Origin of the sequence: Xanthomonas sp. 3498, assembly GCF_014199795.1 — a bacterium.
GTDB classification, from domain to species: domain Bacteria; phylum Pseudomonadota; class Gammaproteobacteria; order Xanthomonadales; family Xanthomonadaceae; genus Xanthomonas_A; species Xanthomonas_A rydalmerensis.
In genome coordinates, this window is record NZ_JACHOH010000002.1 from 16162 (window position 1) to 29290 (window position 13129).

The 13129-nt window shown below is 67.5% G+C and carries 10 protein-coding genes; 4 read left to right on the forward strand and 6 right to left on the reverse strand.

Annotated features, from left to right (window positions below):
* Positions 1 to 65: 65 nt before the first annotated feature.
* Genes GGR66_RS05055 through GGR66_RS05065 form a run of 3 tightly spaced genes read left to right on the forward strand, consistent with a single transcriptional unit; the run spans position 66 to position 5080 of the window.
* Positions 66 to 1175, forward strand: a complete 1110-nt coding sequence (locus GGR66_RS05055; RefSeq protein WP_184447495.1) for an efflux RND transporter periplasmic adaptor subunit — start codon at positions 66 to 68, stop codon at positions 1173 to 1175.
* Positions 1172 to 4243: an efflux RND transporter permease subunit gene (locus tag GGR66_RS05060; RefSeq protein WP_184447496.1), complete on the forward strand. Its 3072-nt coding sequence runs from the start codon at positions 1172 to 1174 to the stop codon at positions 4241 to 4243. Before GGR66_RS05055 ends, GGR66_RS05060 begins: the two co-directional genes overlap by 4 nt.
* A 33-nt stretch (positions 4244 to 4276) precedes the next feature.
* On the forward strand, positions 4277 to 5080 hold the full coding sequence (locus GGR66_RS05065; RefSeq protein WP_184447497.1) for an oxidoreductase: 804 nt from the start codon (positions 4277 to 4279) through the stop codon (positions 5078 to 5080).
* A 261-nt stretch (positions 5081 to 5341) separates the two neighbouring features.
* On the opposite strand, the gene phoU is transcribed toward GGR66_RS05065, so the two are convergent.
* The 6 genes from phoU to pstS (GGR66_RS05095) form a co-directional block, all read right to left on the reverse strand.
* Positions 5342 to 6052 (reverse strand): phosphate signaling complex protein PhoU, encoded by a 711-nt coding sequence (phoU, locus tag GGR66_RS05070; protein ID WP_160945842.1) that lies wholly within the window; start codon positions 6050 to 6052, stop codon positions 5342 to 5344.
* Between the two features lie 130 nt (positions 6053 to 6182).
* Positions 6183 to 7010 (reverse strand): phosphate ABC transporter ATP-binding protein PstB, encoded by an 828-nt coding sequence (pstB, locus tag GGR66_RS05075; protein ID WP_160965748.1) that lies wholly within the window; start codon positions 7008 to 7010, stop codon positions 6183 to 6185.
* Between the two features lie 19 nt (positions 7011 to 7029).
* The gene (gene pstA / locus GGR66_RS05080) at positions 7030 to 7896 is read right to left on the reverse strand and encodes a phosphate ABC transporter permease PstA (RefSeq protein ID WP_184447498.1); all 867 of its coding nucleotides are present in this window, start codon (positions 7894 to 7896) and stop codon (positions 7030 to 7032) included.
* Between the two features lies 1 nt (position 7897).
* Positions 7898 to 8872, reverse strand: a complete 975-nt coding sequence (gene pstC, locus GGR66_RS05085; RefSeq protein ID WP_167087804.1) for a phosphate ABC transporter permease subunit PstC — start codon at positions 8870 to 8872, stop codon at positions 7898 to 7900.
* A 238-nt stretch (positions 8873 to 9110) separates the two neighbouring features.
* Positions 9111 to 10208: a phosphate ABC transporter substrate-binding protein PstS gene (pstS, locus tag GGR66_RS05090; protein WP_184447499.1), complete on the reverse strand. Its 1098-nt coding sequence runs from the start codon at positions 10206 to 10208 to the stop codon at positions 9111 to 9113.
* Between the two features lie 282 nt (positions 10209 to 10490).
* Positions 10491 to 11504 (reverse strand): phosphate ABC transporter substrate-binding protein PstS, encoded by a 1014-nt coding sequence (gene pstS / locus GGR66_RS05095; protein ID WP_184447500.1) that lies wholly within the window; start codon positions 11502 to 11504, stop codon positions 10491 to 10493.
* Between the two features lie 258 nt (positions 11505 to 11762).
* Between pstS (GGR66_RS05095) and GGR66_RS05100 the strand changes: the two genes are divergently transcribed.
* Positions 11763 to 13013: a porin gene (locus tag GGR66_RS05100; protein ID WP_160965758.1), complete on the forward strand. Its 1251-nt coding sequence runs from the start codon at positions 11763 to 11765 to the stop codon at positions 13011 to 13013.
* Positions 13014 to 13129: the final 116 nt, after the last annotated feature.

The window sequence follows — 13129 nt, forward strand, 5'->3', positions numbered from 1 at the left end:
CTATTGACTAAATTGGTCACAAGTAAAAGAATGGGAGCGCCAGTTTCTTCCTCAGAAGGGTTCCCATGCGTCGGCGCCGGTTCGCTTTACCTGTCATCTGTCTGTTCCCGCTTGTCCTGACCGCATGCGGTAACGATCACTCCGCCGATCCGCGCACCGAGGCGCCGCATGTTCGGGTCGCGGTGGTGCACGCGGCCGCGGCGTCCTCGCAGTCGTTCTCCGGCGTGGTGGCGGCGCGAATCCAGAGCGACCTGGGGTTCCGCGTGCCCGGCAAGGTGCTGGAACGCCTGGTCGATACCGGACAGAACGTCAGGCGTGGGCAGCCGCTGATGCGCATGGATCCGGTCGATCTCGGCCTGCAGGCACGCGCACAGCAGGAGGCGGTGGCGGCAGCGAAAGCGCGCGCCGGGCAGACGGCCGAGGACGAGGCGCGTTATCGCGAGCTGGTCGCCGAGGGCGCCGTTTCCGCCTCCGCCTACGCGCAGATCAAGGCCGCCGCCGACGCGGCACAGGCGCAGCTGAAGGCCGCCGAGGCGCAGGCCGACGTCGCCAGGAACGCGTCCGCTTACGCGCTGCTGCTGGCCGATGCGGATGGCGTGGTGGTCGAGACGCTCGCCGAGCCCGGCCAGGTGGTCAGTGCCGGGCAACCGGTCGTGCGTCTGGCGCGGGCGGGCCAGCGCGAAGCCCTCGTGCATCTGCCCGAGACGTTGCGGCCGACCCTCGGGTCGATCGCGCAGGCGACCCTGTACGGCGGCGACCGGCAGGCGGCAGTACCGGCGACCCTGCGCCAGCTGTCGGATGCATCGGATCCAGCGACGCGGACGTACGAAGCCCGCTACGTGCTCGGCGGAGCGCTCGCCCAGGCGCCGCTCGGGGCCACGGTCACCGTGCACCTCGCCGGCCGCGACGATGCTTCGCAGGCCCTGCAGGTGCCGATCGGCGCGTTGTTCGACGCCGGCAAGGGGCCGGGTGTCTGGGCTATCGAGGGCACGCCGGCAAGGACGGCCTGGCGACCCGTGCAGGTGCTCGGCGTGGCGGACGACACCGTGCAGGTGGCGGGCAAGCTCAGGGCCGGCGATCGGGTGGTGGCGCTGGGCGCGCATCTCCTGCATGCCAGCGAGATCGTCAGGCCGATCGAGCAGGCCACGGCGGTCGCGGTCGGAGCGCGTCCATGAGCGAGGGGCGTTTCAACCTGTCCGCGCTCGCGGTCCGCGAGCACTCGATCACCCTGTTCCTGATCTTCCTGATTTCCGTGGCGGGGATCGTCGCGTTCCTCCAGCTCGGGCGCGCGGAAGACCCGCCGTTCACGATCAAGCAGATGACGGTCGTCACCGCCTGGCCGGGCGCGACCGCGCAGGAGATGCAGGACCAGGTCGCCGAGCCGCTGGAAAAGCGCCTGCAGGAACTGCGCTGGTACGACCGGGCGGAAACCTATACGCGTCCGGGATTGGCGGTCACGATGCTGTCGCTGCTCGACAGAACGCCGCCGTCGCAAGTCCAGGAGCAGTTCTACCAGGCGCGCAAGAAGCTGGGGGACGAGGCCGGGAAGTTGCCGGCCGGGGTCATCGGGCCGATGCTCAACGACGAGTATGCGGACGTGACCTTCGCGTTGTTCGCGCTCAAGGCCAAGGGCGAACCGCAGCGCCTACTGGTGCGCGATGCCGAGGCGCTGCGCCAGCAGTTGCTGCACGTGCCCGGGGTGAAGAAGGTCAACATCATCGGCGAGCAGCCCGAGCGCATCTTCGTGTCGTTCTCGCACGACCGCCTGGCGACGCTGGGGGTCACGCCGCAGGAGATCTTCGCTGCGCTGAACAGCCAGAACGCGTTGACGCCGGCCGGTTCCATCGAGACCCAGGGGCCGCAGGTGGTGGTTCGCCTCGACGGCGCGCTCGACACGTTGGACAAGATCCGCCGCACGCCCATCGTGGCGCAGGGCCGCACATTGACGCTGTCGGACGTGGCGACGGTCGAGCGTGGCTACGATGATCCGGCCACTTTCCTGGTGCGCAACAACGGTGAGCCGGCGCTGTTGCTGGGCGTGGTGATGCGCGACGACTGGAACGGGCTCGACCTGGGCAAGGCGCTGGAAGCGGAGGTCGACCGCATCAATGCGGCACTGCCGCTGGGCATGCGCCTGGACAAGGTGACCGATCAGGCGGTGAACATCCGCGCGGCGGTCGACGAGTTCATGGTCAAGTTCTTCGTCGCGCTGCTGGTGGTGATGGTGGTGTGCTTCCTCAGCATGGGCTGGCGCGTCGGCGTCGTGGTCGCGGCAGCGGTGCCGCTGACCCTGGCGGCGGTGTTCGTCATCATGGCGGCCACCGGCAAGAACTTCGACCGCATCACGCTCGGCTCGTTGATCCTGGCGCTGGGCCTGCTGGTCGACGATGCCATCATCGCCATCGAAATGATGGTGGTGAAGATGGAGGAGGGCTACAGCCGCATCAAGGCCTCCGCCTACGCCTGGAGCCACACGGCCGCGCCCATGCTGTCCGGCACGCTGGTCACCGCCATCGGCTTCATGCCCAACGGGTTCGCGCGCTCCACCGCGGGCGAATACACCGGCAACATGTTCTGGATCGTCGGCATCGCGCTGATCGTGTCCTGGGTGGTGGCGGTGGCATTCACTCCCTACCTCGGCGTGAAGCTGCTGCCGGAGATCCAGAAGATCGAGGGCGGGCATGCCGCCATCTACGACACCCCTCGCTACAACCGTTTCCGCCAGGTGCTCGGCCGCGTCATTGCCCGCAAGTGGCTGGTGGCCGGCGCGGTGCTTGGAACGTTCGTGCTGGCGGTGGTCGGCATGGGCCTGGTCAAGAAGCAGTTCTTCCCGACCTCCGACCGGCCGGAAGTGCTGGTCGAAGTGCAGATGCCCTACGGCACATCCATCGCGCAGACCAGCGCCGCGACGGCGAAGGTCGAAGCGTGGCTGGCGCGACAGAAGGAAGCCAGGATCGTGACGGCCTACATCGGCCAGGGCGCCCCGCGGTTCTTCCTGGCGATGGCGCCGGAACTGCCCGATCCCTCGTTCGCCAAGGTCGTGGCGCTGGCCGGCGACGACAAGGAGCGGGAAGCCCTCAAGGTCAGGCTGCGCCGCGCCGTGGCCGACGGCTTGGTGCCCGAAGCGCGGGTGCGCGTCACCCAGATCGTGTTCGGCCCACCGTCGCCGTTTCCGGTGGCCTATCGGGTGATGGGACCCGACCCGGACACGCTGCGTGCGATCGCGCATCGCGTCGAAGGCGTGATGCGCGCCAGTCCGATGCTGCGCACGGTCAACACCGATTGGGGCACGCGCGTGCCGACCTTGCACTTCACGCTCGATCAGGAGCGCCTGCAGGCGATCGGCCTGACCTCCAATTCGGTCGCCTTGCAACTGCAGTTCCTGCTCAGCGGAGTGCCGTTGACGGAGGTGCGCGAGGATATCCGGTCGGTGCAGGTGGTCGGCCGTGCGGCGGGCGACATCCGCCTGGATCCTGCGAAGATCGGCGGCTTCACCCTGGTCGGTTCGGCAGGGCAACGCATCCCGCTGTCGCAGGTGGGCCAGGTCGAGGTGCGGATGGAGGATCCAATCCTGCGCCGCCGCGACCGCACCCCGACCATCACCGTGCGTGGCGACATCGCCGACGGGCTGCAACCCCCGGACGTGTCCACCGCGGTCCTGAAACAGCTGCAGCCGATCGTCGCGGCGCTTCCGTCCGGGTATCGGATCGAACAGGCCGGCTCCATCGAAGAATCGGCCAAGGCCACGACCGCGATGCTGCCGCTGTTCCCGATCATGATCGCGCTGACCCTGCTCATCATCATTCTGCAGGTGCGCTCGATCGCCGCGATGGTCATGGTGTTCGCCACCAGTCCGCTCGGCCTGATCGGCGTGGTGCCGACCCTGCTGCTGTTCCAGCAGCCGTTCGGCATCAACGCGCTGGTCGGGCTGATCGCGCTGTCGGGCATCCTGATGCGCAATACCTTGATCCTGATCGGGCAGATCCACCAGAACGCGCAGGAGGGCCTGGGGCCGTTCGACGCCGTGGTCGAGGCCACCGTGCAGCGCGCGCGGCCGGTGATCCTGACGGCGCTGGCGGCGGTGCTGGCCTTCATCCCGCTGACCCATTCCGTGTTCTGGGGGACGCTGGCCTACACCCTGATCGGCGGCACGCTGGCCGGCACGGTGCTGACGCTGGTGTTCCTACCGGCCATGTACGCCATCTGGTTCAGGATCACGCCCACGTCCGCGCAACAGCGCTGAGCGTCACCCTTATCGCCATAGGAAACAACTGCCATGTCCAATTCCACCGTCGTCGTCACCGGCGTTTCGTCGGGCATCGGGCGCGCCGCCGCGCTGGCCTTCGCCGAGCGGGGGTGCCGCGTGTTCGGAACCGTACGCGATCTCGAAAAAGCCCAGGCGTTGCCGGGAGTCGTGCTCGTACAAATGGATGTGCGCGAAGACGCATCCGTGCAACGGGCGATCGGCAACGTCGTCGCGCAAGCCGGCACGATCGACGTGCTGGTCAACAGTGCCGGCGTGACCTTGATCGGTGCGCTGGAGGAAACATCGGTGGTCGAGGCCCAGGCCGTGTTCGAGACCAACCTGTTCGGCCTGTTGCGCACGATCCAGGCGGTGCTGCCGCACATGCGCGAGCGGCGGTCCGGCCGGATCGTCAACGTCAGCTCGGTGCTGGGCTTTCTGCCCGCGCCCTACATGGCGGTCTATGCGGCCTCCAAGCATGCGGTGGAGGGGTTGTCCGAAACCCTGGATCACGAAGTTCGCCGCTTCGGCGTCCGTGTGTCCTTGGTCGAGCCGTCCTTCACCAGGACCAACCTGGAGCTCAACGGCCCCCAGGCCGTGGCCAGCATCCCGGCCTACGGCGAGGAACGTGCGACGGTGTCGAAGGCCATCCGGCAAAAGGTGCAGGACGCGCCGGCGCCGGACGGCGTCGTCGACGCGATTCTCGACGCCGCGCTGGGCACATGGAAGATGCGCCACACGCCCCGCGGCGAGGCTGCGCTTCTGGCCAAGCTGCGCCGCTTCCTGCCCGCAGGTCCGCTCGGGAAAGGGCTCAGGCGGACCTTCGGGCTGCGCTGACGCGTCCATCGCGCCTGCAGCAGGCGGCGCGGCTGGCGCAAACGCGGGCCGGCGGCAGACGGCCGCCATTCGCGATGCCGTCGATCGCTGTCACGTCCAGAGGCGAGCCGCCCGCGTGCGTAGCGGCAGGACGGAGGCGCCATGCGCCACGGCCGTGCCATGGCCTCATGCCATGCTGCAATGAAGAAGCTCCGCGACGCGCACGGAGCCGGGGAAAAGCGAGGGCGGCGACCGGAGCGCGGCCGGTCCGCCCGCGACGCTTCAGATGCCGCTGGTGGAACTGGTTTCGTCGCGCTTGTCGCGCGGCGGCAGCGGCTGGTCGCCGTGCACCAGGAACCACACGTTCTCGGCGATGTTGGTGGCGTGGTCGCCGATCCGCTCCAGGTTCTTGGCCATGAACAGCAGGTGCGTGCACGGGGTGATATTGCGCGGATCTTCCATCATGTAGGTCAGCAGCTCGCGGAACAGCGCGGTGTACTGCGCATCGAGCTGCGCGTCGCCCTGGCGCACCAGCAGCGCGGCGTCGGCGTCGTTGTGCTGGTAGGCGGCCAGCGCCGCGCGTACCTGTTCGGCGGCGAGCTTGCCGAGCTGGCGCAGACCCAGGGTCTGCGGCATCGGCGGCGACATGTTCAGCGCGATCGAGCGCTTGGCGACGTTGGCGGCGTAGTCGCCGATGCGTTCGACGTCGGCGGGAATGCGCAGGCCGGCCAGGATCTCGCGCAGGTCGCGCGCCATCGGCCCGCGCAGCGCCAGGCGCATCACGTCATGGCTGATGGAGTGCTCGAGCGCGTCGATCGCTTCGTCGTTGACGACGATGCGCAGCGCGGCGTTGTCGTCGCGGCGTTCGACCACGTCCAGCGCCGCTTCCAACTGCGCCACCGCGGTTTCGCCCATGCGCACGATCTCGGCGGCGAGGCGATGCTGTTCTTCGTCGTAGCTCTTCACGATGTGCTCGTTGGGCTGAGTGTTCATGTCGTAGGTCCAATAGGTGCGTTGGTGTCGCCGCGGCCATGCCTGGCGCTGCGGTGCTGGCGTCGCCGGACGCCCGCCCGAAGGGCGGCGGGCGCGGCCGCTGCGACGAGGCAGCGGCGGCCGCGGCGGCTCAGCCGAAACGGCCGGTGATGTAGTCTTCGGTCTGCTGCTTGTTCGGCTGCGAGAAGATGATCTCGGTGCGGTCGTGCTCGATCAGGTCGCCCAGGTACATGAAGGCGGTGTAGTCGGACACGCGCGCGGCCTGCTGCATGTTGTGGGTGACGATGACGATGGTGTAGTCGGTCTTCAGTTCTTCCACCAACTGCTCGATGCGGCTGGTCGAGATCGGGTCCAGCGCCGAGGTCGGCTCGTCGAGCAGCAGCACGTCCGGACGCAGCGCCACCGCGCGGGCGATGCACAGGCGCTGCTGCTGGCCGCCGGACAGGCCCAGCGCGCTCTGCCCGAGCTTGTCCTTGACCTCGTCCCACAGCGCACCCTGGCGCAGCGCGTGCTCGACGCGGTTGGCCATGTCCGCCTTGGACAGCTTCTCGTGGTGGCGGATGCCGTAGGCGACGTTCTCGAAGATGGTCATCGGGAACGGCACCGGCTTCTGGAACACCATGCCGACCTTGCTGCGCAGGCGGTTCATCGGGTACTTCGGCGACAGGATGTTCTCGCCGTCCAGCATCACTTCGCCGCGTGCCTCCAGCTTCGGGTACAGCGCATAGATGCGGTTGAAGATGCGCAGCAGGGTGGACTTGCCGCAGCCGGACGGGCCGATCAGCGCAGTGACGCGCTTCTCCGGCACTTCCAGGTTGATGCTCTTCAGCGCGTGGTACTTGTCGTAGTAGAAGTCCAGGCCGCGCGCGGCGATCTTGACCGGCGACGGCGCCAGTGCGGTGTGCCCGTGGGGCATGGCGATGCGATGCATCGGTGCGGCGTTGTGGTGATCGTTCATGGCCGGGTCCATAGGGGGCTCAATCGTTGGATGTCTTGTAGCGCCGCAGAATGCCGCGGGCGCCGAGGCTGACCAGCAGCACGAACACGGTCAGCACCAGGGCGCCCGACCAGGCCAATTGCTGCCAGGTGGGGTAGGGGCTGCCGGCGAAGGAGTTCATCACCACCGGGACGCTCGCCATCGGCTGCATGATGTTGTTGTTCCAGTACTGGTTGCCGAACGCGGTGAACAGCAGCGGCGCGGTCTCGCCGCTGATGCGCGCCAGCGCCAGCAGCACGCCGGTGACGATGCCGGCCGAAGCGCTGCGGTACAGCACCTGGATGGTCACCTTCCATTGCGGAATGCCCAAGGACAGGGCCGCTTCGCGCATCTGCGCCGGCACCAGGCGCAGCATCTCGTCGGTGGTGCGCACCACCACCGGCAGCACGATGAAGGCCAGCGACAGCGCACCGGCCATGGCCGAGAAGCGCCCGCCGGTCTGCATCACGTACAGCGTGTACACGAACAGGCCGAGCACGATCGACGGCGCCGAGAGCAGGATGTCGTTGACGAAGCGCACCACCTGGCCGGTCTTGCGCGCGTTGCCGTATTCGGCCAGCCAGGTGCCGGCGGCCACGCCCAGCGGGGTGCCGATCAGCAGCGCCAGGCCGCACATCACCGCGCTGCCGAAGAACGCGTTGGCCAGGCCGCCTTCTTCGCCCGGCGGCGGGGTCATGCGGGTGAACAGGTCCACGTTGATGCCGGAGATGCCCTTGGCCAGCAGCGTCCACAGGATCCAGCCCAGGAAGACCAGCCCGAACAGCGCGGTGAGGCAGGACAGCAGCAGCGCGAACACGTTGATCACGCGGCGGCGGTTGTACAAGCTGTGGGCGACGTCGGCGGCCATCTCAGTTGCCCTCCTTGCGCGACAGTTGCGCCAGCATCAGGCGGGCGATCGCCAGCACGATGAAGGTCACGATGAACAGCACGAAGCCCAGCAGCAGCAGCGCCGAGCGGTAGGTCTCGGTGGCCTCGCCGAAGTCGTTGGCGATCAGCGCGGCGATGGTGGTGCCCGGCTCCAGCAGCGACGGCGACAGCCGCACCGTGTTGCCGACCACGAACGCGACCGCCATGGTCTCGCCGAGCGCGCGGCCCAGGCCCAGGAAGATGCCGCCGATCACCGCCGAGCGGGTGTAGGGCAGCACGATGTCCCAGCTCACTTCCCACTTGGTCGAGCCCAGCGCGTAGGCCGATTCCTTCAGCCGCGTCGGCACGGTCAGGAACACCTCGCGCATCACCGAGGAGATGAACGGGATCACCATGATCGCCAGCACGAAACCGGCGGTGAGCAGGCCGATGCCCAGCGGCGGCCCCTGGAACATCGGGCCGATCAGCGGCAGCGTGCCGAGGTGGTCGTTGAGCCACGGCGTGCCGTACTCGGTCATCACCGGGACCAGCACGAACAGGCCCCACATGCCGTAGATGATCGACGGGATGCCGGCCAGCAGTTCGATGGCGGTGCCGATCGGGCCGCGCAGCCAGCGTGGCGACACCTCGGTGAGGAAGAAGGCGATGCCGTAGCTCACCGGCACCGCGATCAGCATCGCGATCAGGGCGGTGACCAGGGTGCCGTAGATCGGCGCCAGCGCGCCGTACTTGTTCTCGACCGGATTCCATTCGCTGGAATAGAAGAAGCTCAGGCCCTGCATCTGCAGGGCATGGCGGCCGCCCCACAGCATCGACAGCGCCGCGCTGGCCAGGGCGACGAGGACGAACACGACGGTGGCGGTGAGGATCCAGCGGAACAGACGGTCGGCACGGGCGTCGCGCAGGTCGCGTCCGCGGGGCGCAGTGATCGCTTCGGGAATGACGGTGGCGTTCATGGGCTCGGTATGTGTCGGAGCGCGCGGCGGCGCGATCCGATCGTGGCCGCGGCGGGGGTGGCCGCGCGCGGTGGGTGGTTGCGTCGCTCCCGCACAGGCGGGAACCCGAAAGTCCGAAGTACGTGATGCCGAGACGGCGACCGGCGCTGCACGATGCAGCGCCGGTGCCGGCGCGCGCGCGACGCCTCACGCGTCCGCGCGCGTGCTTCCACCGGCGAGGGCGGAAGCGCTGTCGCGCTTACTTGAACTCCTTGGCCCAGTACGCCTCGATCTGCTGCACCAGCTCCGGCGGCAGCGGCACGTAGTGCAGGGCGTCGGCCTGCGGCTGGCCCTTCTCGAAGGCCCACTTGAAGAACGCCAGGGTCGCCTTGCTGCGCGCCGGGTCCTTGGCCTGCTTGTGCATCAGCATGAAGTTGGTGGCGGTGATCGGCCACGCCTGCGCGCCCGCGGCGTTGGTGATGACCAGGTTGAAGTCCTTGGCGTTGGCCCAGTCGGCCGACGCGGCGGCCGCGGCGAAGCTCTCGGCATTGGGCTGCACCCAGTTGCCGGCGGCGTTCTGCATCGACGCGTACGGCATCTTGTTCTGCAGCGCGTAGGCCAGTTCGACGTAGCCGATCGAGCCCTTGATCTGCTGCACGTACGAGGCCACGCCTTCGTTGCCCTTGCCGCCGACGCCGCCCGGCCACTGCACCGAGGTGCCTTCGCCGACCTTGCCCTTCCACTCCGGGCTGACCTTGGACAGGTAGTTGGTGAAGTTGAAGCTGGTGCCCGAGCCGTCGGAGCGGTGCACCAGGTTGATCTTGGTGTCGGGCAGGGTCACGCCCGGGTTCAGCGCGGTGAGCGCCGGGTCGTTCCACTTGCTGATCTTGCCCAGGAAGATGTCGGCCAGCACCGGGCCGGTCAGCCGCAGCTTGCCCGCGTCCATGCCGTCCAGGTTGACCACCGGCACCACCCCCCCAATCGCCGAGGGGAACTGGCCAAGGCCGGCCGCGGCCAGTTCGGCGCTGTCCAGCGGCTTGTCGGAGGAGCCGAAATCGACCGTGCCGGCCTTGATCTGGGCGATGCCGCCGCCGGAGCCGATCGACTGGTAGTTGATCTTGTTGCCGGTGGCCGCGTTGTAGTCGGCCGACCACTTGGAGATCAGCGGGTAGATGAAGGATGCACCGGCGCCGGAGATCTCCGCCGCGGTCTTGGCGCCGGCGGCCGGGGCGGCAGCGGGCGTCCCGCCTGCCGTATCGGCGGCACCCTGCTTGTCGCCGTTGCCGGGCTGGCAGGCGGTGACGGCGAAGGCCAGGGCGAGGGACAGGACGGCAATGCGCGCCGGCTGCAGTTTCATGAGGGTCACTCCGTAGCGAAGAGCACCGGGACATCCGGCGGATGCTCGCTATGAAATGATATTTTTGTTACAGCCAGATGACTTGCGGATTGGTTGCGGACGCCATCACGGGATGCGCCAGGCACGCCGTCCCGCAAGGCCGTGGCAGGGCGGGGGATGCGCGCCAATGGCTGGCTGTTGCGCGTCCGCGTTACCGGAAAAAAAAAGACGCGGACCCTGCGGTCCGCGCCTTCGGGGTATCGCCGTGCCGGCGCGCGAGTGCCGGATGGGCGAGACGCCGGCTTACTTCATGTTCTGCGCCCAGTAGGCTTCGATCTGCTTGACCAGCGGCTCCGGCAGCGGCACGTAGTCCAGCGCCTTGGCCTGCGGCTGGCCCTGCTCGAACGACCACTTGAAGAAGTCCAGCGCGGCCTTCGACGACGCCGGCTTCTTGGCCTTCTTGTACATGATGGCCCACGTGGTCGCGGTGATCGGCCACGCGTCCTGGCCCGGCGCGTTGGTCATGATCAGGTTGAAGTCCTTGGCCGACTTCCAGTCCGCGGTGGCGGCGGCGGCGGAGAAGGTCTTGTCGTCCGGCATCACGAAACGGCCGGCGGCGTTCTTCATGCCGGCGTAGTTGAGCTTGTTCTGCAGCGCGTAGGCGTACTCGACGTAGCCGATGCCGCCGCGAATCTGCTTGACGTAGGCGGCCACGCCTTCGTTGCCCTTGCCGCCGATGCCGGCCGGCCACTGCACGGCGGTGCCTTCACCGACCTTGCTCTTCCACTCCGGGCTGACCTTGGACAGGTAGTTGGTGAAGTTGAAGCTGGTGCCCGAGCCGTCGGAGCGGTGCACGATGGTGATCTTCAGGTCGGGCAGGGCCAGGCCCGGGTTCAGCGCGGCGATCGCCGGGTCGTTCCACTTGCTGATCTTGCCGAGGAAGATGTTGGCCAGCACGGTGCCGTCGAGCTTCATCGCGCCCGGGGCCACGCCCGCCACGTTGAACACCGGCACGATGCCGCCGATCACGACCGGAAACTGGCCCAGGCCGAACTTTTCCAGCTCCGCGCCGCTCAGCGGCTTGTCGGAGGCGCCGAAATCGACCGTGGCCGCCTGGATCTGCGCGATGCCGCCGCCGGAGCCGATCGACTGGTAGTTGACGCGGTTGCCGCTTTTCTCGGCATAGGCAGCCGACCACTTCGACAGCACCGGGTAGACGAAGCTGGAGCCTGCGCCGGTGACATCGGTGGCTTGCGCCGCGAGCGAAAACGTAGCGACCGCGGCGGCTGCCAGCAGTCGGAGCTTGAGGGAACGCATCGGGAGAACTCCTGAAATAGGTGGTATCCGGCACCCCTGGCCGGCATCGGCTGCATTCCAAGACTTTTTCATGAACGTCTGAAGAAAATCAGATGTCAGGCCGGTGACAGCCTTCCCGGCAAGGGTTGCCTTCGTTCAGACATGAGGTTGACTCAAAACCGTCATGTCTTTGACGGAATCTTTACAAATGGTCGGGCCATCGCACTGGGGCCGCACCGCACCCATACCACCCTGCCACCACCCATCGGAGACATCCTAATGCGTTCCCATCTTCTCGCCACGGCGATTCTCGCCAGCCTCGGCCTCGCGTCGGCGCCGCAGGCGTTCGCGGCGAAGGCCAAGGCCAGCAGCAACCCACCCGCCGTCAGCGCTGCCCAGCTGCAGCAGCTGCAGGCCCAGATCGAAGCGCTGCAGACCCAGGTCCAGCAGCTGCAGGCGCAGTCCGAAGCCCTGCAGGCGCAGTCCGACGCGCAGTCGGAAGTGAATGTCGTGCAGGCCCAGGCGACCGAGACGGCGCAGGCCAGCGCCGCCAAGGTCGACAAGCTCGCCAAGCTGGTCAACGACAACAAGATCGGCGGTCGCATGTTCTTCGATCTGACCAACATCGACCGCACCAGCGGCGGCGCCAAGACCGCCGCCAGCGGCACCGGTCTGGACGTCAAGCGCTTCTACCTGACCGTCGACCACAGCTTCAACGAGATCTGGTCGGCCAACCTGACCACCGACTTCCAGTACAGCTCGGCGCTGTCCAACACCCAGCTGTTCGTCAAGAAGGCCTACGTGCAGGGCAAGTTCGACGACGCCTTCGCGCTGCGCATCGGTGCCGCCGACATGCCGTGGGTGCCGTTCGTCGAGAAGTTCTACGGCTACCGCTACGTCGAGAACACCCTGACCGATCGCCTGAAGTACGCCAACTCCTCCGACTGGGGCCTGCACGCCTTCGGCGACCTGGGCTCGCAGGTCAACTACGCGATGTCGGTGGTCAACGGCGCCGGCTACAAGAACCCGACCCGCGGCAAGGGCATGGACGTGGAAGGCCGCGTCGCCTACATGCCGATGCAGAACCTGGCCATCGCCGTCGGCGCCTACTCGGGCAAGCTCGGCAAGGAAACCGACATCCTCGACGCGCAGCACGACTACACCCGCGCCGACGCGATGGTCGCCTACGCCGATTCCAACTTCCGTCTGGGCGGAGAGTACTTCCAGGCCAAGAACCTCAACAACGTGCTGACCCCGGCCACCGACAAGTCCAGCGGCTGGTCGGTGTGGGGTAGCGTGGCGCTGACCGACGGCGGCATCAACGCCTTCGCCCGCTACGACAAGACCGACCTGAGCAAGACCCTCGACCCGACCCTGGCCGACAAGTACTGGAACGTCGGCGTCGAGTTCCCGGTGCTGAAGAACCTGAAGCTGGCCACCGTGTACAAGTACACGCACCAGGACAACAACTCCAAGAAGACCGACGTGGAAACCAAGGAATTCGGCGTCTGGGGCGACCTGTCGTTCTGATTCGCGGATTCCCGCAGGTTGTACGAAAGGCGGCGCATTGCGCCGCCTTTCTTTTTTGCGGCGTGATCGCCGATGCCTGCACGATGGGCCCGTGCCGGGGTGCCTTTCACGGTTTG

Coding starts and splice junctions, on each gene's coding strand:
- GGR66_RS05055 (WP_184447495.1), top strand. CDS start 66: ATGCGTCGGCGCCGGTTCGCTTTACCTGTCATCTGTCTGTTCCCGCTT.
- GGR66_RS05060 (WP_184447496.1), top strand. CDS start 1,172: ATGAGCGAGGGGCGTTTCAACCTGTCCGCGCTCGCGGTCCGCGAGCAC.
- GGR66_RS05065 (WP_184447497.1), top strand. CDS start 4,277: ATGTCCAATTCCACCGTCGTCGTCACCGGCGTTTCGTCGGGCATCGGG.
- phoU (WP_160945842.1), bottom strand. CDS start 6,052: ATGAACACTCAGCCCAACGAGCACATCGTGAAGAGCTACGACGAAGAA.
- pstB (WP_160965748.1), bottom strand. CDS start 7,010: ATGAACGATCACCACAACGCCGCACCGATGCATCGCATCGCCATGCCC.
- pstA (WP_184447498.1), bottom strand. CDS start 7,896: ATGGCCGCCGACGTCGCCCACAGCTTGTACAACCGCCGCCGCGTGATC.
- pstC (WP_167087804.1), bottom strand. CDS start 8,872: ATGAACGCCACCGTCATTCCCGAAGCGATCACTGCGCCCCGCGGACGC.
- pstS (WP_184447499.1), bottom strand. CDS start 10,208: ATGAAACTGCAGCCGGCGCGCATTGCCGTCCTGTCCCTCGCCCTGGCC.
- pstS (WP_184447500.1), bottom strand. CDS start 11,504: ATGCGTTCCCTCAAGCTCCGACTGCTGGCAGCCGCCGCGGTCGCTACG.
- GGR66_RS05100 (WP_160965758.1), top strand. CDS start 11,763: ATGCGTTCCCATCTTCTCGCCACGGCGATTCTCGCCAGCCTCGGCCTC.